22 protein-coding genes are annotated in these 18,145 nt (G+C 66.3%); 6 read left to right on the top strand and 16 right to left on the bottom strand.

From position 1 onward, the window contains the following. Window positions 1–78: 78 nt before the first annotated feature. The 10 genes from hemN to ccoN are packed head-to-tail and all read right to left on the bottom strand — an operon-like array spanning window position 79 to window position 9,404. Window positions 79–1,434, bottom strand: a complete 1,356-nt coding sequence (gene hemN, locus ATE70_RS15660) for an oxygen-independent coproporphyrinogen III oxidase (RefSeq protein ID WP_058538813.1) — start codon at window positions 1,432–1,434, stop codon at window positions 79–81. Window positions 1,435–1,493: 59 nt separating this feature from the next. Then, window positions 1,494–1,724, bottom strand: a complete 231-nt coding sequence (locus ATE70_RS15655; RefSeq protein ID WP_058538812.1) for a hypothetical protein — start codon at window positions 1,722–1,724, stop codon at window positions 1,494–1,496. After that, on the bottom strand, window positions 1,721–1,876 hold the full coding sequence (ccoS, locus tag ATE70_RS15650) for a cbb3-type cytochrome oxidase assembly protein CcoS (RefSeq protein WP_058538811.1): 156 nt from the start codon (window positions 1,874–1,876) through the stop codon (window positions 1,721–1,723). Before ccoS ends, ATE70_RS15655 begins: the two co-directional genes overlap by 4 nt. Next, window positions 1,873–3,987: a heavy metal translocating P-type ATPase gene (locus ATE70_RS15645; RefSeq protein ID WP_058538810.1), complete on the bottom strand. Its 2,115-nt coding sequence runs from the start codon at window positions 3,985–3,987 to the stop codon at window positions 1,873–1,875. The genes ccoS and ATE70_RS15645 overlap by 4 nt, the downstream gene beginning before the upstream one ends. Beyond that, window positions 3,984–4,454, bottom strand: a complete 471-nt coding sequence (locus ATE70_RS15640) for a FixH family protein (RefSeq protein WP_058538809.1) — start codon at window positions 4,452–4,454, stop codon at window positions 3,984–3,986. The genes ATE70_RS15645 and ATE70_RS15640 overlap by 4 nt, the downstream gene beginning before the upstream one ends. Next, window positions 4,451–5,908, bottom strand: coding sequence for a cytochrome c oxidase accessory protein CcoG (gene ccoG, locus ATE70_RS15635; RefSeq protein WP_058538808.1), 1,458 nt, complete (start codon window positions 5,906–5,908; stop codon window positions 4,451–4,453). Before ccoG ends, ATE70_RS15640 begins: the two co-directional genes overlap by 4 nt. Continuing rightward, window positions 5,895–6,821, bottom strand: a complete 927-nt coding sequence (ccoP, locus tag ATE70_RS15630) for a cytochrome-c oxidase, cbb3-type subunit III (RefSeq protein WP_058538807.1) — start codon at window positions 6,819–6,821, stop codon at window positions 5,895–5,897. Before ccoP ends, ccoG begins: the two co-directional genes overlap by 14 nt. Beyond that, window positions 6,814–6,972, bottom strand: a complete 159-nt coding sequence (locus ATE70_RS15625; RefSeq protein ID WP_054731544.1) for a cbb3-type cytochrome c oxidase subunit 3 — start codon at window positions 6,970–6,972, stop codon at window positions 6,814–6,816. The genes ccoP and ATE70_RS15625 overlap by 8 nt, the downstream gene beginning before the upstream one ends. Continuing rightward, a complete protein-coding gene (ccoO, locus tag ATE70_RS15620) occupies window positions 6,969–7,733 on the bottom strand; it encodes a cytochrome-c oxidase, cbb3-type subunit II (RefSeq protein WP_058538806.1) in 765 nt (254 codons plus the stop codon). The genes ATE70_RS15625 and ccoO overlap by 4 nt, the downstream gene beginning before the upstream one ends. Before the next feature lie 12 nt (window positions 7,734–7,745). Beyond that, the gene (gene ccoN, locus ATE70_RS15615; RefSeq protein ID WP_058538805.1) at window positions 7,746–9,404 is read right to left on the bottom strand and encodes a cytochrome-c oxidase, cbb3-type subunit I; all 1,659 of its coding nucleotides are present in this window, start codon (window positions 9,402–9,404) and stop codon (window positions 7,746–7,748) included. 171 nt (window positions 9,405–9,575) lie between these two features. On the opposite strand from ccoN, the gene ATE70_RS15610 reads away from it, so the two are divergent. Beyond that, the gene (locus ATE70_RS15610) at window positions 9,576–10,247 is read left to right on the top strand and encodes an OmpW/AlkL family protein (RefSeq protein WP_058538804.1); all 672 of its coding nucleotides are present in this window, start codon (window positions 9,576–9,578) and stop codon (window positions 10,245–10,247) included. A gap of 25 nt (window positions 10,248–10,272) precedes the next feature. Here the strand turns inward: ATE70_RS15610 and ATE70_RS15605 are convergent, their stop codons facing one another. Both ATE70_RS15605 and ATE70_RS15600 read right to left on the bottom strand, forming a co-directional pair. After that, window positions 10,273–10,962 carry a Crp/Fnr family transcriptional regulator gene (locus ATE70_RS15605; protein WP_058538803.1) on the bottom strand — a complete coding sequence of 230 codons (690 nt, stop codon included), beginning with the start codon at window positions 10,960–10,962 and terminating at the stop codon, window positions 10,273–10,275. Between the two features lie 31 nt (window positions 10,963–10,993). Then, window positions 10,994–11,803 carry a universal stress protein gene (locus ATE70_RS15600; RefSeq protein ID WP_058538802.1) on the bottom strand — a complete coding sequence of 270 codons (810 nt, stop codon included), beginning with the start codon at window positions 11,801–11,803 and terminating at the stop codon, window positions 10,994–10,996. Between the two features lie 334 nt (window positions 11,804–12,137). Here ATE70_RS15600 and ATE70_RS15595 point away from each other — a divergent pair, with 334 nt between their 5' ends. From ATE70_RS15595 to ATE70_RS15585, 3 genes are all read left to right on the top strand, one after another. Next, window positions 12,138–12,683: a GNAT family N-acetyltransferase gene (locus ATE70_RS15595; protein WP_058538801.1), complete on the top strand. Its 546-nt coding sequence runs from the start codon at window positions 12,138–12,140 to the stop codon at window positions 12,681–12,683. A 72-nt stretch (window positions 12,684–12,755) separates the two neighbouring features. Then, window positions 12,756–13,751: a zinc-dependent alcohol dehydrogenase family protein gene (locus tag ATE70_RS15590; protein WP_082639631.1), complete on the top strand. Its 996-nt coding sequence runs from the start codon at window positions 12,756–12,758 to the stop codon at window positions 13,749–13,751. Further along, complete coding sequence (locus ATE70_RS15585) at window positions 13,751–14,017, top strand: hypothetical protein (RefSeq protein WP_058799818.1); 267 nt, start codon at window positions 13,751–13,753, stop codon at window positions 14,015–14,017. The genes ATE70_RS15590 and ATE70_RS15585 overlap by 1 nt, the downstream gene beginning before the upstream one ends. A gap of 22 nt (window positions 14,018–14,039) precedes the next feature. On the opposite strand, the gene ATE70_RS15580 is transcribed toward ATE70_RS15585, so the two are convergent. The 3 genes from ATE70_RS15580 to ATE70_RS15570 form a co-directional block, all read right to left on the bottom strand. Continuing rightward, on the bottom strand, window positions 14,040–14,459 hold the full coding sequence (locus ATE70_RS15580) for a response regulator (RefSeq protein WP_231732876.1): 420 nt from the start codon (window positions 14,457–14,459) through the stop codon (window positions 14,040–14,042). 130 nt (window positions 14,460–14,589) lie between these two features. Further along, window positions 14,590–15,384, bottom strand: a complete 795-nt coding sequence (locus ATE70_RS15575) for a universal stress protein (protein WP_058538798.1) — start codon at window positions 15,382–15,384, stop codon at window positions 14,590–14,592. 138 nt (window positions 15,385–15,522) lie between these two features. Next, a complete protein-coding gene (locus ATE70_RS15570; protein ID WP_058538797.1) occupies window positions 15,523–16,182 on the bottom strand; it encodes a BON domain-containing protein in 660 nt (219 codons plus the stop codon). A 285-nt stretch (window positions 16,183–16,467) separates the two neighbouring features. Between ATE70_RS15570 and ATE70_RS15565 the strand changes: the two genes are divergently transcribed. Next, window positions 16,468–16,953 carry an Hsp20/alpha crystallin family protein gene (locus ATE70_RS15565; RefSeq protein ID WP_231732670.1) on the top strand — a complete coding sequence of 162 codons (486 nt, stop codon included), beginning with the start codon at window positions 16,468–16,470 and terminating at the stop codon, window positions 16,951–16,953. A gap of 79 nt (window positions 16,954–17,032) precedes the next feature. Further along, entirely contained in the window at window positions 17,033–17,161 is a 129-nt protein-coding gene (locus ATE70_RS25680) for a hypothetical protein (RefSeq protein WP_257720438.1), read from the top strand. Between the two features lie 24 nt (window positions 17,162–17,185). Here ATE70_RS25680 and ATE70_RS15560 read toward each other — a convergent pair whose 3' ends face one another. Continuing rightward, window positions 17,186–18,130, bottom strand: a complete 945-nt coding sequence (locus tag ATE70_RS15560) for a L,D-transpeptidase family protein (protein WP_231732669.1) — start codon at window positions 18,128–18,130, stop codon at window positions 17,186–17,188. Window positions 18,131–18,145 lie beyond the last annotated feature (15 nt).

Raw genomic sequence — 18,145 nt, 5'->3', positions numbered from 1 at the left:
TCAGGGCGGATACGCTTCCCATTAGGAATAACACGTACAGGTAAGCTGCAGATTTCTGCAGTTAGCGGAGGATTTATATCATGCCCTGCTTGCTGTTCTATCTGCGCAATTGGAAAACATAGGCTCGAGGTCCTCACGAGTGATCGCGCCGCGATGACGGTCGAATTGCGCGGCGACCAGTCGGGCGTAGGGCAGGCCATGGTCCTCGACGACGAGCCTTTCACCCTCCCAGCGAAGGATATTCAGGCGCTCGAAGGGCGCAAGCGCGGCCCGCGCAGACTTTAGCCAGCGCGCGTCGAGGCAAGCGGTCCCCTGGCACAGCAACTCCTTGATGAGCCGCCCGCGCTCGCGGTCATCGGCGTCGATCGCAACGCCCAGAACGGCGGACAACTGATCGGCTGCGATGAGGTCACGATAGACGCCCGCGCGTTTTTCATTCTGGACGATGAGATCGGGAAACCGGCTGATCGCACTGGCACCGATGCCGATCAGAACCGGGCTGTCGTCCTCGGTAAAGCCCTGAAAATTGCGGCTCACCCGCCCGTCGCGCGCGGCGTCGGCAAGCGGATCGGAAGGCAGCGCGAAATGATCGAATCCGACGGGAACATAGCCCGCATCGGTGAGGCGCTCATACCCGCGCCGGGCCTGCTCGAAGCGCAATTCATGGTCGGGCAGATTGCTGGCGTCGATCTGGCGCTGGCGCGGAATCATGTTCGGGAGATGCGCATAGCCGAAAAGCGATATCCGGCTCGGCGCGAGACGGATCGTTTCCTCGAGCGTCTCATCGAGATCGGCGAGGGTCTGACCCGGCAGGCCGTACATCAGATCGAAATTGATGGCGTCGATATCGCGCAGCCGAAGCCCGGCCACGACGCGTTCGATATGGGAGAGCGGCTGGATGCGTCCGATTGCCTGCTGGATATGCGGTGCGAAGGTCTGCACGCCGAGGCTCACGCGGGTCACGCGCGCGGCAGCCAGTACAAGTGCCCATTCGGCAGAGAAGCCGCGCGGATCGAGCTCGATCGATATCTCGGGCCGGTGCGCATCGAACAGGGTAAGCAACAGGTCGAGCAGGCGCACCAGCTCGACCGGGGCGATCGCATTAGGGCTACCGCCGCCGAAGGCAATGCGCTGGACGCGTCCGCGGCCCCCGAGCCGCTTGGCGACAAGCGTAATCTCCGACTGGAGCGCCGCGAGATAGTCGGCGAGCCGATGCTTGCGTCCCGCCGCGCCGGTGTTGCAGCCGCAATACCAGCAGATCTGCTCGCAAAAGGGGATATGGACATAAAGCGAAATCGGCGTCGCGGCTTCGACTGCGTCGAGTGCCTGTGCATAGGCGTCGGCGCCGACGTCGTCGGCAAATTCCATCGCCGTTGGATAGCTGGTGTAGCGCGGCACGGGCCGGGCGAGAAGATCGGGATGATAGGACCACATGCGACGGCTTTACGCGGCGCCCGCAGCGGCGACATTGACCGGGATCAAAACCCGCCGCGTCAACAGCATCCTCGCTTGCCGGACAGCCGGTCCCGCCGGTCGGTCATGGCGTGACACGCCTTGGCGCAATTGCCGCCCTCGTCGCTCGGCCGGGCGGGATCGGCAGGCAGGACAAGATGCTGCGCGGCGCCGCCGCACTTCCCGACGCGTATGACGCGCGCGTCGGTCGCGAGCGGTGCGGTGGCGAGGCCCGCCGCCGCCACAACGGCTCCGATCCGGCGCGCGATCATGCGGCCCGGTCCTCTTCATCCTCAACGAAGATCCGCAGCGCCGCGCCGTCGAGATCCTCGAACTGCCCTTGGCGCAATGACCAGAAGAATGCAGCGAGCCCGAGCAGGCCGAGCCCCAGCGCGATCGGTATGAGCAGTATAAGGCCGTTCACCGGATCGCGCCTTTAAGGCGCAGGGCATTGCCGACGACGAGAAGCGACGATCCCGACATGGCGACCGCGGCGATCAACGGGGTGACGAGTCCGGCGAAAGCGAGCGGCACGGCGACGACGTTGTAGACGATCGCGAGCATGAAGTTCTGCCGAACGACCGTCTGGGTTCGCCGCGCCATGCGCACCGTCTCGACCACGGGCATCAACCGGTCGCCCATAAATATGCAGTCGGCGGCATTTTTGCCGACGTCGCTCGCGGAGCCCGGCGCCATCGAGGCATAACCTGCGGCAAGCGCCGGACCGTCATTAAGGCCATCGCCGAGCATCAACACCTTGTGCCCGAGCGCCGTCTGCCGTGCGATCGCGGCGAGCTTGTCTTGAGGGCTCATACCGGTCTGCGCGGTGAGACCGAGCTCGCGCGCCACGGGGGCGACGGCTTCGGCACGATCGCCCGACAGGATCATGGCCGCGATCCCGGCTTCGCGCAGCGCATCGACCGCGTCGCGCGCGTCGGGACGCAGCTGGTCGGCGAAGCGGATCGTCGCCACCGGACGCCCGTCGACGGCGAACTGGGTCGCGAGCGCATCGCCCAGCCCGGTGCCGAGCGGCCGACCGAGCGTCACGGTGCGGTCGGCCCAGCGAGCTTCCACCCCGAACCCCGCGGTTTCTCGGATCGAAGCGACCTCGGCGGGACGAACGTCATAGGCTTGCAGCCCGCGGGTCAGCGCTTCGCTGAGCGGATGACGGCTCGACTGAGCCAGCGCGAGGACCAACGATTTGACGCCGATATCGAGCAGCCCGAGATCGAGCGCCTCGGGGCGGCCAGGCGTGAGCGTCCCGGTCTTGTCGACAAGCGCGAGGTCGACTTCGGACAGGCGCTCCAGCGCCGAGCCATCCTTGATCAGCACCCCCTTGCGCATCAGGGCCCCCGCGGCGACGATTTGCGCGGCGGGCACAGCAAGGCCGAGTGCGCACGGGCAAGTGATGATCAGCACCGCTGCAGCGATGAGCAGGCTGTGATGCCAGCCGGCGCCCGCGATCATCCAGCCTGCGAAGGCAAGCAGCGCAAGGCAATGGACGGCCGGTGCATAGAGGCGGGCCGCGCGATCGGCGATCCGGACATAGCGCGACTTACCCTGCGCGGCCTCGCCCATCAGCCTAGCGATATCGGCGATCGCAGTATCGCTGCCCGCAGCGGTGACGCGAACCTTCAGCGGTGCATCGAGGTTGAGGGTGCCCGCATGAACGACGTCGCCCGGGCGAACCGTCTGCGGCGCGCTTTCGCCGGTCAGCAGCGACAGATCGATGCTGCTCGATCCGCTCGCGATGACGCCGTCCGCCGCGAGCCGCTCACCGGCAGCGACGAGCATGACCATATCCGGCTCAAGCGCAGTCGCGTCCACCCAGCGCGTCGAGCGTTCGTGGCCAAAGACCATCGCACCGGTGCCCATGTTGCGGAGCAGCGCGGTGACGCCGCCCCGCGCGCGGTCGCGCATCACGCTGTCGAGCCAGCGGCCGCAGAGCAGGAAAAAGAGCAGCATTACTGCGCCATCGAAATAGGCGTGGGCGCCGTGCGTCGCCGTCTCGTAGAGGCTCATGACGCTGACGAGCAGGACCCCGATGCTGATCGGCACGTCCATATTGGTGCGGCGATGACGCAGCGCGCGCCAGGCCGAACGGAAGAAGGGGCGTCCGGCGTAAGCGATCGTCGGCAGGGCGATCGCCGCCGACAGCCAGTGGAACAGGTCGCGCGTAGCCCCCGCCGCGCCCGACCAGACCGACACCGAGAGCAGCATGATGTTCATCATCGCGAAGCCCGACACCGCGACCGCGCGCAGCAACTCACGGCTCGTTTCGGCTTCGGCATCGGCTTCGTCGGGGCCGCTCCCGATCGGGTGGGCTTCGAAACCCAGGCTCGAAAAGGCGCCGATCAGGTCGGGCATGTCGGTGTCGGGGGTGCAGGACAGATGGACGCGCTTCTCGGTGAAGTTGACGCGCGCGGCGGCGATGCGCCTGTCGCGCACCAGCCCCTGCTCCAGCTTGGCGATGCAGCCCGCGCAGCGGATATCGGGCACCGCGAAGTCGCGTTCGACGACGGCGGTCGCGGTCATTGAAGATTCTCGCGATAGCGGGCTTCGTCGGCGCCACGCCGGACGATAAGGTCGAGCCGCCAGCGCCCCAACACCAGCGGCTCGACCGAGCGCAGCACGCCGCCCACCGCCGGCTCGAAATTGAGCGCGGCGGGCGGGGTGCGCCCAACGGGGTGGTTGATCGTTGCCGACGCCCGAATGCCGTCGAGCGGAACGCCATCCTTGCTGAGCGCCAGAAGCACGTGCCGCCTCGCATCGAGCGTGATGCGCGTATCCCATCCGAGGCGGTCCTGCGCGTCGGCACGTTTTAGCCATTCGTTATAATGCTGGCTCGCAACATAGCTGTTCTCGACTACCTTGCCGCCAAAGGTCGACATGGCGAAGCGCGCCATGGTGAGATTGACCGCGATCACGACCGCAAAAAAGCCGACGAGGATCGCCGTCATATGCCGGCCGGTGAAGGCCTTGGGTTTGCGTGTGTCGGTCATTGTCCTGCCTCCGGCCGGTCGAACTGGATGATGTCGCTGTCGCCGCGCGGATCGCCGTCGAGCCCGCGCGTACCGATCGTGAAATCCTGCCGCGCCGGACCGATGGCGGGCGCCGCGACGAAAAGTTTGACGCTCGTGACGCTGTCGGCGGGCAGCGCCAGTTCGATACGCTGCCCGGCCTTTTCACGCGAACCGGCGTCGGTCCACAGCACCGCACCGGGAAGCCCGCTGACACTCACCGCGACCCGGCGCGGGCGCGTTTCCATATTGCGCAGCTTCAGCGTGTAATTGTTGCGGATGTGGCCGTCGGAAAGCTGGACGAAGAGCGGGCTGCGCTCGTGCTGGACGGCAAGGTCGAGCCGCGTCCGCTGGCCGAGCGAAAAGAGCATCGCCGCACCGATTGCGGTCCAGACGCCGAAATAGATCAAGGTGCGCGGACGCAGCAGCGTCTTGCGGATCGGCTGCCCGGTGCCGCCTGCCTTTTCGGTCGCCGCATCGTCGAGCGTGCAATAGTCGATGAGCCCGCGCGGGCGACCGACCTGCGCCATCGCCCTGTCGCACGCGTCGATACAGAGTGCGCAGGTGATGCAACCGATCTGCGGCCCTTCGCGAATGTCGATTCCCGTCGGGCACACGGCGACGCACTGGTTGCAGTCGATGCAGTCGCCGAAGCCGCCGGGGTGAGCCTGCGCCTTCTTGACACTGCCGCGCGGTTCGCCGCGCCAGTCCTTGTATGTCACCAGCAGCGATTTTTCATCCATCATCGCGGTCTGGATGCGCGGCCAGGGGCACATATAGACGCACACCTGTTCGCGCATAAATCCGCCGAGGATGAAGGTCGTCGCGGTCAGCACGGCGACGGTGCCATAGGCGACAAGCGCCGCCTGTCCCGTCCAGAAATCCGCCGTCAGCGTCGGCGCATCGGCGAAATACATGATCCACGCGCCGCCGGTCCAGAAGGCGATGGCCAGATAGATGCCATATTTGATCACCCGCTTCGCCAGCTTTTCGGCCGTCCACGGGCCGTTCGCCAGCCGGACCTGCGCGTTGCGGTCGCCGTCGATCAGCCGGTCGACATGCTGGAACAGGTCGGTCCACACCGTCTGCGGACAGGCATAACCGCACCAGGCGCGCCCGACTGCGCTGGTGACAAGGAACAGCCCGATCCCCGCCATGATGAGCAGGCCCGCGACATAATAGAATTCATGTGGCCAGATCTCGATCTGGAACATGTAGAAACGCCGGTTCGCAAGGTCGACGAGCACCGCCTGATCGGGCGCGTAAGGACCGCGATCCCAGCGGATCCACGGCGTCCCGTAATAGATCACGAGCGTGACCGCCATGATCGCCCATTTGAAGCGGCGGAAGGGACCGTTCACCGCTTTCGGGTAAACGCCCTTCCGCGCTTCATAGAGCGGCGCCGACTGGCCGGAAAGATCTTCAGGGCTGGCCATCGGCTCCCGCCCCTTCGGCGACGGGCGCGAGCCCCTTCTCGCCGCCGCCCAGCGAATAGACATAGGCCGACAGCATCTTGATCGTGACCGGATCGAGCCGGCCACCCCAGCGCGGCATCACGCCGTTTCGCGGCTGCGTGATCGTCGCGGTCAGGCTGTCGCGATCGCCGCCGTACAGCCAGATCGCATCGGTCAGTTTCGGCGCGCCGACCTGCCGCCCGCCTTCGCCGCCCGCGCCGTGGCAGACCGCGCAATTGTCCGCGAACAGCGTCGCGCCGCGCGACGACGACGCGCTGACCTTTTCCTGCCGGCTGATCGTGCGCACGAAACTGACGACATCGCCGATCTGCGCCGCGTCGAGAATGCCGTCGCGGCCGAAGGCGGGCATCAGGCTGGTGCGGGTCGCCTTGTGGTCGGGATTCCGGATGCCGTGGGTGACCGTATATTCGATGGTCGCCAGATCGCCGCCCCACAGCCAGTCGTCGTCGGTCAGGCTCGGATAGAGCTTCTTCACCCCCGCACCGCCAGCGCCGTGGCACTGGACGCAATGGACGCGGAACGCCGCGCCGCCGCCCTGCACCGCCGCCTGCATCAGTTCGGGCTTCGCGGGCAGATCGGTAATCGCGGTTGCGGCGATGGCATTGACCGTCGGCGCGCGGCGCTTCGCATCGGCCGCCATTTCCTTTGCAAGGTCGCCGCGGCTCGACCAGCCGAGGACGCCCCTGGTCGCGCTGTCGACCATCGGCCACGCCGGATAGAGGATGACATAAGCCAGCCCCCAGACGATCGTGGCGTAAAAGGTCCAGAGCCACCAGCGCGGCATCGGCGTGTCGAGTTCCTCGATCCCGTCCCACTCATGGCCGACCGTGCTCGTGCCGGTCGCCTCGTCGATGCGCTGTTTCAGATCAGCCATGCTCGTCGTCCTTGAAGATCATGTTCGCGGCCTCTTCGTTGCGGGCGCGCGCGCTCGGCCGGAACGGCCAGGCGATAAGGGTGAGGAACAGCAGCGCCATCGCGAGCAGCCCCCAGCTATCGGCGAAATGGCGAAGCGCGTCGTAGCTCATCGCGCCGCCTCCGTTTCGCCGGCGCGTTCCTGCGGCGCCGCCTTGTCGACATCGACCAGCGTGCCGAGCATCTGAAGATAGGCAATCAGCGCATCCATCTCGGTCACGCGCGCGGGGTCGCCGTCAAAGTCGCGGACCTGCGCCTTCGGATAGCGCTTCTGCAGATCGCCCGCGCCGGCATCGGGGTCGGCCTGCGCCCGGATGTCATCGTTCGCCTTGGCGATGTCGGCCTTCGTATAGGGCACACCGACGCGATAGAGCGCGGTCAGGTCGTTCGCCATGTCGCCCGTCTGGAGATCGCGTTCGGCGAGGAAGGCATAGGGCGGCATGATCGATTCGGGCACGACGCTGCGCGGGTCGATCAGATGCGCCTTGTGCCATTCGTCCGAATAGCGGCCGCCGACGCGCGCCAGGTCGGGCCCGGTGCGTTTCGACCCCCATTGGAACGGGTGGTCGTACATGCTCTCGGCGGCGAGGCTGTAGTGGCCATAGCGTTCGACCTCGTCGCGGAACGGACGGATCATCTGGCTGTGGCAGGTGTAGCAGCCCTCGCGCATGTAGATGTTGCGTCCGGCGAGCTCGAGCGGGGTATAGGGGCGCATGCCCTCGACCTTCTCGACCGTGTTGTCGATCCAGAAAAGCGGCGCGATCTCGACGATGCCGCCGATGGTGACGGTGAGCAGCGCGAGCGCGCCGAGCAACGTCACATTGCGTTCGATCTTCTTGTGGCTGAAGCCCTGTTTGGCGGGTCTGGTGGCCATGATCCGGGCTCCTTATTCGGCAGGGACGGGCGCGAGCGGGCGGTCCGCTGCGGCGTTGTACGGGGTTTCGGTCATCGGCTTTTCGGCGCGCACCTTGCCGCTGAGCGTCGCCCAGACGTTGAAGACCATGATCAGGAAGCCGGCGAGATACATCGCCCCGCCCGCGGCGCGGATCAGGTACATCGGGTGCATCGCCGCGACGCTTTCGACGAAGCTGTAGACGAGGTAGCCGTCGTCTCCATATTCGCGCCACATCAGGCCCTGCATGATGCCCGCGACCCACATCGACGCGGCGTAGAAAACGATGCCGACGGTCGCGAGCCAGAAGTGCCAGTTGACCATGCGCAGGCTGTAGAGCCGCTCGCGTCCCCACAGGCGAGGCACGAGGTAATAGACAGCCGCGAAGGTGATCATGCCGTTCCACCCGAGCGCGCCGCTGTGGACGTGGCCGATCGTCCAGTCGGTGTAATGCGACATCGAGTTCACCCATTTGATCGACATCATCGGGCCTTCGAAGGTGCTCATGCCGTAGAAGGTGAGCGCCATCACCATCATGCGGATGATCGGGTCGGTGCGGATCTTGTCCCACGCGCCGTTGAGCGTCATCAGACCGTTGATCATGCCGCCCCAGCTCGGCATCCACAGGATCACCGAAAAGACCATGCCCAGCGTCTGCGCCCAGTCGGGCAGCGCGGTGTAATGGAGGTGGTGCGGCCCCGCCCAGATGTAGAGGAAGATCAGCGACCAGAAGTGGATGATCGACAGGCGATAGCTGTACACCGGCCGCTCGGCCTGCTTCGGCACGAAATAATACATCATCGCGAGGAAGCCCGCGGTCAGGAAGAAGCCGACCGCATTATGCCCGTACCACCATTGCGTCAGCGCATCCTGCACCCCGGCAAAGGCGGCATAGCTCTTCGACCCGAAGATGCTCGCCGGCACCGACAGATTGTTGACGATGTGGAGCATCGCAATGGTGACGATGAAGCTGAGGTAAAACCAGTTAGCGACATAGATATGCGGCTCGCGGCGCTTGACGATCGTGCCGGTGAAAACGACCAGATAGGCGACCCAGACGATCGTCAGCCATAGGTCGACATACCATTCGGGCTCGGCATATTCGCGTGCCTCGGTGACGCCCATCAGATAGCCGGTGGCGGCAAGCACGATGAAGAGCTGGTATCCCCAGAAGACAAAGCGCGCGAGCGTCGGGAAAGCGAGCCGCGCGCGGCAGGTGCGCTGGACGACGTAAAAGCTCGTCGCGATCAGCGCGTTGCCGCCGAAGGCGAAGATCACCGCCGAGGTGTGCAGCGGCCGCAGGCGCCCGAAGGTCGTATATTCAAGATTGAGGTTCAGCGCCGGGAAAGCGAGCTGCAATGCGATGAATAGGCCTGCCGCCATGCCGGCGATGCCCCAGAACAGCGTGGCGACGACCCCCCAACGCACCGGATCGTCGTCATAGACGCCCTGATCGGCGGGCATCTTCAATATCCCGCGCGCGATCGCCTCATAATCGGCGCGCGACACGGTCGTCCAGAGCATCAGCAAAGCGGCCAGCGCGACGATGATCATATGGACGGCGAAGGGCGCATCGACCGCGACCGCCGCCATCACCAGCGCGAGCAGGGCCAGGCCGAGCCAGCCCCCCGCCTTTGCTACCAGAGTGTCCATATCGCTTGTCCCTGTTTTCGCGCGGCTTTGACGCCGCATGGTTCAGGACCGCTCTTGGCCGTGCGGCGGGGCAAAAACATTGACCAGGATCAACGAATAGATTGCGCGGCATCAATGCCCGGCGGCCAGGCCGGGTGCAGGGAGCCCAGGTCAACGCAAGGAGCAACGACCATGAAAAAACAGCATCTCTCGCTGATCGCGCTGGCGGCCGCCGCCGCAATTCCCGGGCAGGCCGCGGCCAAGGCCGGCGATGTCCAGTTCAAGATTTTCGCGACCTATGTCGCGCCCGACGGCAAGATCAGCGACGTCAAGCTCGACGGGATCGGCCTGCCGGCCGGGACGCAGACGAAAGCCGACGACAATGTGACGCCGACGGTCGCGATCGAATATTATGTCGCCGACCATATCTCGCTCGAGACGATTGCCGGGGTGACCCAGCATGACGTGAACGGCCGTGGCGCGCTGAGCGGCGCGACGTTGGTGTCGAACGCCAAGATCGTCCCCGCGACGCTGACGCTCAAATATCATTTCGGCAAGGAAGGCGGCATCCAGCCTTATGTGGGGGCGGGTCCGAGCTACTTCATCTTCATCGACGAAAAGCCCGGCGCCACGACCCGGTCGCTCGGCGCGACCCGCCAGAAGATGGGCGACAAGCTCGGCGCCGCGCTCCAGGCCGGGGTCGATATTCCGGTGAACGACAAGGGACTCGCGCTATCCTTCGATGCCAAACGCTATTTCCTGCGTCCGACCGCGACATGGTATGCCGGGACGACCGAGGTGCTGAAGACGCGGCACAAGCTAGATCCCTGGGTGATCAGCGCCGGCGTCGCTTTTCGTTTCTGACCTCCCAACTGGCGCCGTTGGCCGGTCAGCCTGCCATTTCGTTCAGAGCCGCAAGGTCGTTGATGACGATCTTGCGGCGGGATGGAAGGTCGATCAGGCCATCGGCGCGCATTTTGGTGAACTGGCGGCTCGTGGTCTCGATGGTGAGACCCAAGATGTCGGCGATCTGCTGACGGCCGAAGGGCAGCTCGAAGCCTCGCGCCGTATCCGCCGCACCGGGAGGTGACGACAAGCGATCGGCCATTTCGAGCAGGAAGGAAGCAACCTTCTCGGACGCCGACTTGCGCCCGAGCAGAAGCATCCAGCGGCGCGCGCGATCGAGTTCGCCGAGCGTGCGGCGCAGCAATTTTTGTTGGAGATCGGGATGGTCGGCGGCGAACTCGTCGAACTGGTCGCGATGGAAGATGCAAAGCTCGGCGGCGCTGATCGCGCTGACGCTATACGGGCTTTCCTTCCCGAACGGCCGCCCGATGAAGTCCGAGGGAAAGACGATACCAACGATCTGCTCGCGCCCGTCGGCGGTGGCGGCGACGAGTTTCAGGACGCCTTCAAGGACATTGGCGACGACCGGCGCGTCGTCGCCCTCCCACAGGAGCGTATGCCCGCTGCTCACGCGCTGGCGCCGGCCCATCCGGCCGAGCAACAGGAGCTCGTCCGGCCGCAGGCTCGCACAAATGGCGCGGTTGCGCACGATGCAGGACAGGCAATCGGTCATGCGCCGGGCGCCCGGCAGGCAGGCATCGCGGTCAATGGGCGAGGAGGAGCGGCGCCGGCGCGGCTTCGAGCAGATAGCGCGTCACCCCGCCGAACAGGGTCTCGCGCAGCCGCGGACGCCCATAGGCGCCCATCACGATGAGCCCCGGTGCCATTTCCTTCGCGGTTCGCTCGAGTATCTCCTCGGGCGTAAGCGCCCCGCAATCGAGGCGGCGAAGCTCAGCATGAATGCCGTGCCGCGACAGATAGCAGAGCGCGTCCTCGGCCGGCACCCGTCCCTCATCCGGCCCGACCTGCACCATCGTCACGCTGCCCGCGCCCGCCATCAACGGCCCAGCGGCGCGCAAGGCGTGCGCGGCTTGCGGGCTGCCGTTCCACAGGATCATCACCGGGGCATCAAGGTCGAGCGGCTGGCCTTCGGCGGGCAACGCGAGCACGGGCGCGGGCACAGTCATTGCGAGGTCGCCCGCCAGCGTCGGCTGAGCGAGGCCGCGCCGGTCGCGGGGGCCGAGCGATACGATGGCAAGATCGGCTAGCGTCGCGGCGAGCGAGAGCGCCGCGAGCGCATCGCCGTCGGCGATGGCGACGTCCCAAGGCACATCCTCGCGCGCGAGCTGCGCCGCGAGCCGGGTCTCGAGCTCGGCATCGGCAAGCTGCGCCTTGGCGAGCTGTTCGCGCGCCAGATACATGCCGCCGAAGGGATCGGAGGCGATGAACTGCTGGAAGGGCGAGCAGATCAGGAAACTGAGATGAGCGCCGAGGCGCCGTCCGATAGCGAGCGCCGTCTCGGTGCGCGCGGCCATGGCCGGGCTGGCGTCGGCGTGAATCAAAAGATTTCGCATGTCTTGCTCTCCTTCATGATGGAGAGGGAAGCGCTTATGCGCGCCGCCTTCATTGACCCTGATCAACAAATCCGCGCTTTCAGGCCGGCCGGCACAGTGGGTCGCTCCGTATAATTACGAAATGCGCCGACCGCGCGGGGCGTTAGCCTGACGTCGCAAAGGAGCAAGCGATGCCGAGACCCAGTCCATTGACCCCATTTCGCGCGCACCCGCGCCGGACTCCGGTGAATCGCGCGCCGGCGGACCCGCGACGCGAGCAAAGCCGTATCGCGGGCACCCTCACGCTTCGCCCTTCGCCGCTCCGGCGGTCCGATCCAAATCAAGGAGACAGAGGATGACGCTCACCAATGCGCCCGACACCACGCTCAGCGAGGCGACCGAGACTTGCCTGCAGACCCGCAGCGGCGTCGACCTTCGTCTCCGGCCGGTCGCGGAGAGCGACGCGGATATCGTCAATCATTTCTTCGACGGCCTGACGGCGGACGATATGCAGTTCCGCTTCCTGAGCGGCCAGTCGCACCTGTCGAGCGCCCAGCTCGCGGCGATGATCGGTGTCGATCATCGCCACCGCGAGCATCTGCTCGCGTTCGATGCCGCGACCTCGGAGCTGATTGCGAGCCTGCTGATTGCTGCCGACGATGCGTTCGTGACCGCCGAGGTCGCGATTTCGGTCGCGCCGGCGTATAAGACACGCGGCGTCGGCTGGCCCCTCCTCAATCATGCCGTCGATCTCGCCCGCGCCCGCGGCCTCAAGACGTTGCGGTCGATCGAGAGCCGCGCCAATCGAGGCGCGATGGAGGTCGAGCGGACGCTGGGGTTCAAGGCGAGCGACTATGATGGCGACGCCACGCTCGCTCTGCTCGAACTCGAGCTTCGCTGACCTTGGCCATCGGGTCGGCGCCCGGCAGGCAGCCGGCTGGAGACACTCCCAATGGAGCAAGGCTTTCATGCCATGCAGCTCGACACGCCGGGCGCACCGCTACACCGCGTCGAACGCGCGATCCCGACTCCGGCCGACGGCGAAATCAGGATCGCGATCACCGCTTGCGGCGTGTGCCGGACCGATCTCCATATCGCCGACGGCGACATCAGCGGCCGGCATCCGATTGTCCCGGGCCATGAGATCGTCGGCCGCGTCGATGCACTCGGCGCGGGCGTCACGCGGTTCGGGCTTGGCGAGCGGGTCGGCGTGCCTTGGCTCGGCAGGAGTTGCGGCACCTGCCCCTATTGCGCTGCGGGCCATGAAAATCTCTGCGACGCGCCCGAGTTCACCGGATTCACGCGCGACGGCGGTTTCGCTTCGCATGTCGTCGCCGATGCGCGCTTCTGCCTCGCAATCCCTGCCGCCTTCGACGATCTTCATGCGGCGCCTTTGCTCTGCGCCGGCTTGATCGGCTACCGCGCCTATCGCATGGCGGACAGCGCGAAGGCGCTCGGCCTCTATGGTTTCGGCGCCGCCGCACATATTCTCGCGCAGCTCGCGATCGCCGACGGCACCGATGTCTACGCCTTCACACGCGAAGGCGATACCGCTGGTCAGGATTTCGCCCGCCGCCTCGGTTGCGCCTGGGCGGGCGCGTCGACCGAAGCACCGCCGGACCCGCTCGACGCAGCGATCCTCTTTGCGCCGGTCGGAGCACTGGTTCCCGAAGCGCTACGCCATGTCCGCAAGGGCGGACGCGTCATCTGCGCCGGCATTCATATGAGCGACATCCCGTCCTTTCCTTATGCCGATCTCTGGGAGGAAAGGTCTATCCGGTCGGTCGCCAATCTGACTCGTGCCGATGGCGCAGCGTTTCTCGAAGCCGCGGCGCGCTGCGGCGTGCGGACGCATGTCACCGCGCTACCGCTCGCCGACGCCAATCGCGCGCTCGACCGGTTGCGCGCCGGCGAAGTCGAAGGCGCGCTCGTCCTCGTCCCCGAGGGCGCGGCTAGGGGGAATCCCTAATGGCGCGCCCGCACCGGCGGCGCGAAAGTGGCGAAGGCCAGATCGGCCTGTCAGGAGAGACTGCCATGGATCGTTTCGAGCGAGACCCCGCCAGCGCGGCGCGCCCTCCCGAATGTCCCGATTGCGACCCGCCGGCGCAGCCCGACAAGGCCTATCCGGAGACGCCTGCACCGGACCCCGATCGCCAGCCGCTGCGCACGTCGCCGGAGGCACCGGTGCTTCCCGACAGCCATCCCGAAACCACGCCGCGCGAATATCCCGAATAGCTGCGCGCGGCCGGACAAGACCTCAAGGGCTTGCGGGCGGCGTGCCGCTGCGCGTGAGCCTCGTCACGGCGTCGACAAGCATATGCTCGCGCAAGGGCTTTTCCAGAACGAGCGCGAAGCCCGTCTCGCGCGCGCGCGCGCTCAGCTCCCCGGACGGATAGGCGGAGATCAGGATGGCCGGCCCATCCCAGCCCTGCGCGCGCAGCGCGCGCAGCATCGCGATCCCGTCGCTGCTCTCGAGCCGGTAATCGACGATCAGGCAGTCGGGCGCGGCACGCGCCGCCTCGGCGAGCGCGGGATCGGCGGCGGGCCAGGCCTTCACCGCAAATCCGCGTCCCTGCAGAAGCAGGAGGAGCGAGCGGCGCACTGCCGGGTCATCCTCGACGATAAGAATGGTCGGCGGTGCCTCGCTCCAACCCGATCGGGCGATCAACATGTCCATGGTCCCGTTATCGAAGCTTTGGCATGGCGGCAGGTTTCCGGCCGCTACCGGCCAGGTCTTGCAGAATTGTCGGGCTCGCCCTTTCGGAGGTGCGAGCCCGAAGCCGGAAAACAGGGCCGGGGGCCACCGATCAATGGCTCATGAGCAGGGGGAATTTGCTCTTCGTCAGCAGATTCTTCGTGGTGCCGCCGAAGGTCTCGCGCAGCCGGCCGCGGCCGTAGGCGCCCATCACGATATAATCGGCGCGGAACATCTTTGCCTCGTCCGAGATCAGGAAATCGGCGTGAAACTTGCCGATGTCGGTCTTGCGCACATTTGCCGCGATGCCGTGGCGCGACAGATAGGCCGCGGCATCCTCGGGCACGATATGATTGTCGGACCCTTGCGCGGTGAAGATCTCGACCTCTTTCGCGAAGGCGAGCAGCGGTACAGCGGCGCGGAGCGCGGCCGCCGCCGAGGGACGACCGTCCCACGCGACGAGCGCGCGCTCGAGCTCGAAGCGTTCGAGCGTCTCGGGCACCGCCAGCACGGGCGCACTCGCGCGCGCGACAATGCGGCTCGCGATGTCGCGCATGTCGGGCATCGGAAAGCCGTCGAGCGCGCGATTGAGGATGATGAGGTCGGCGAGGTCGGCTGCATCGAGTACCGCATTCGCGATCTCGTCCATCGCGTCGATCCAGCTCCAGCTGACATCCTCGCGCGACAGGCGCTCGCTGATCACCGACTTGTTCTTCGCCTCGCTTTCGCGCTCGTCGAGGATGACGACGGTTTCGGCAAAGCCGAACCCGTCACCGGCGATGAGCGGATAGGGCGTGACGTCGATGCAGGTCAGATGGCCTTCGACCGCGCGGGTGATATCGAGCGCCGCCTGCAGGCGAGCTTCCTGGCCATGGTCGTCATGTACGAGCAACAGGATATTCTTCATGAGCCGTCTCCTTGGTTTCTGCACCGAGACTATGTGTCGTCAGCCGAGGCCGATATGCGCAATGATACGGATGGAAAGGCGGCCGCCCGGATGTCCGGACGGCCGCAGGGGGGTCGCCTCTTCCCCAGGCCAGCGGGATCAGCTGTCGACCGCGAGATAATCCTCGACGTCGGTCACGCCGGGCGCCGACCAGGCAGCGAGCTCGGCCATGCGCCGCTCGCCCCACGCCTTGACCCGGCCGCGCAGCGTGACCGTGCTGCCCTCGGTGGTGACCGATACGCCGCTTGCGTCGAGACCCGCCTGGCGCTTGAATGCCGCCATGATCCGCGCCTTGACGTCGGCAGGGGTGGGAATATCGCCGACCTTGATCAGGTTCGAGACGCCGGTGACCCCCGATATCTGCCCCGCGGCGCGCGCGACTTCCTTTGCGATGAAGTGCCAGTCGACGGTGCCGGTCAGCGTGACCCAGCCGCGCTCGACCTTCACCTTGATCTGCCCCTCGGGGATCGCGACCGTCCAGCCGATCATGTCGACGATCCGCTTGGCGATCTCATGATCGGCGGTCTTGGGATCCGACGCGAAGCGCACCTTCAGCTCCTCGGCGAGCGCGCGAACCCCCACGACCCGCCGTACGGCGCGCTCGGCCGCGACCTTCTGCGGGAAGCTCTTCACATAGCCCGCCAGCGTCACGACGCCGTCATTGACCGACACGCCGATATCGGCGTGATCGACGCTCGGATCCCATTCGAGTTCGGCGACCACATCATCCTGCAGCTGGCCGTCACTCTTCTTCTGCATGATCATTCTCCTTCGAAAGAAATCCGGCTCGCGTTGCGAGCGGACCGAAGCCGGCGAACATCGGCAGGAGCCGCCCGCGCATGCTAGCAGCCTTACCCGGGACGAAGGATGCGGCTTATCCGCAACTTTCCGTAAGGAGAGCTCCGCTTGGGAACTTCCCCGATTCTGCCTCCGCAGCCTGCTCGCTAGGTCCGGGTTGCGCTCCGGCGCATTGCGGCAACGAGGGTCCTGCCCGGCACAGCCCGCCGCCGCGATCCCTCTCGATTTTCAAGAAGGAGCAAGCTGATGAACGATCTGACCCCGACCCGCACCGCGGGTAGCCAGCCCGCTGAGGCGGAGCTTGGCGCGATGAACTGGCTGCGCAGCGAGCTCGACCGCATGTTCGAGGAATTCGCTCTCCCCGGCCGCAGCCTGCTGAGCTATGTCCCGCGGCTCGTGAGCCCGCTCCCGGCGGTCGAACTCGTCGATACCGGCCCGGCCTACAAGCTGACCGCCGAGCTCGCGGGCCTCACCGAGAAGGACATCCGGCTCGAGGTCGCCGACGGGGTCCTCCTGCTCGCGAGCGAAAAGGAGGAATCCTCCGAGCGCCGCGAGGATGGACATCTGATCAGCGAGCGGCGTCACGGCAGCTTCCGGCGCCGCATCGCCCTGCCCGCCGACGCCGATGCCGACAAGATCGAAGCGAAGTTCAAGCATGGCTTGCTCAGCGTCGAGATCGCGAAGACCGAAAAGGCGCGCGATCACGCTCGCAAGATCAAGATCGCCAGCTAGGCAAACGGGCCGGAACCGAAGACGCGGCTTCGGCCCTCCCGCTCGATCTCGCACGATTCCCTCGCACCGGAGTTATATCATGCCCCCTGGTATTCACACCGACCGGCACGGCGAGGCGCTGCTTCGGCTCAAGCTCGGATCGGCGATGCTTTCGCTTGTGATCTGCGCGTCGTTGATCCTGTCGCTCGCTCCGCGGCTGTGGCCGTAGGACCAGACGCGCCGATGTCGGCGCCTAGCGATCCGGCGCGCCTTCCTCGTCCCCGCCGAGAATCTCCGCCGGCACCGGGCTTCCGGCGCGCAGCGAATCGGGCGTGATGATCACGCTCGTTCCCGCGACCAGAAGCGGGCCGAGCAGCGCGCGCAGATCGGCCGCGATGTGGACGCGCCCGGCGAACGACGTCGGTGTCCTCGCGGCGATCGCGCCCGGGAGGGGGACTTCCGTCCAGGCTGCCGGCCCCTCGACGCCCGACCGCCGGATGAAGGCGGAAGTGCCCGTCATCGATCCCTCGATGCGCGCGGGCGCCGAGCCGATGATCGTTCCGTTGCGAAGGATCAGGATCCGCTGGTCTGTGGCACTGGCGATGATCGACAGGGGGCCGCTGGGCGCGCGTTCGGGCGTCCAGAGCAGCGCGCCATCGGAAGGGCGCGTTTCGGTCATGGCGAGCGGATCGGTCGGGGCCGCACGCGTCACCGCTGCGGCATCGGTGACGATGACCGTCATGCCGAGCCGGGAGACGCCATAGAGGAGACGGGCGAAGCCATGCGGCAGGCGAATGCAACCGTGCGAAGCGGGGTAGCCCGGCAAGGTGCCGCCGTGCAGCGCCACGCCGCCCCAAGTCAGCCGCTGCATATAAGGCATCGGCGCATCGTCGTAGAGGCTCGAGCGATGGTCGACGTCGCGCTGGAGGATGGTGAAGACACCGGTCGGGGTTTCATGGCCGGCCTTGCCCGTCGAGACAGTGGTAATCGCGATCGGGACGCCATTGCGGTACAGCGTGCCGCGCTGGGTCGCAAGACTCACGATCATCATCAAGGGCCCGCGCGGCGCGATCTCGGGCGCCCAGATATAATCTCCGGGCTTCAACCGCTCGGCGGCATCGAGCACGCTCCCATGAGGGCTTGAGGGCTCGGCCGAGGCCGCGAGTGGCAATAGCAGCGCCGCTCCCAACAAAAGCACTGCCCTTCCGGCGAG

Source organism: Sphingopyxis sp. H053, assembly GCF_001468225.1.
Lineage (GTDB): Bacteria > Pseudomonadota > Alphaproteobacteria > Sphingomonadales > Sphingomonadaceae > Sphingopyxis.
This window is presented reverse-complemented; position numbering and strand designations above follow the sequence as displayed.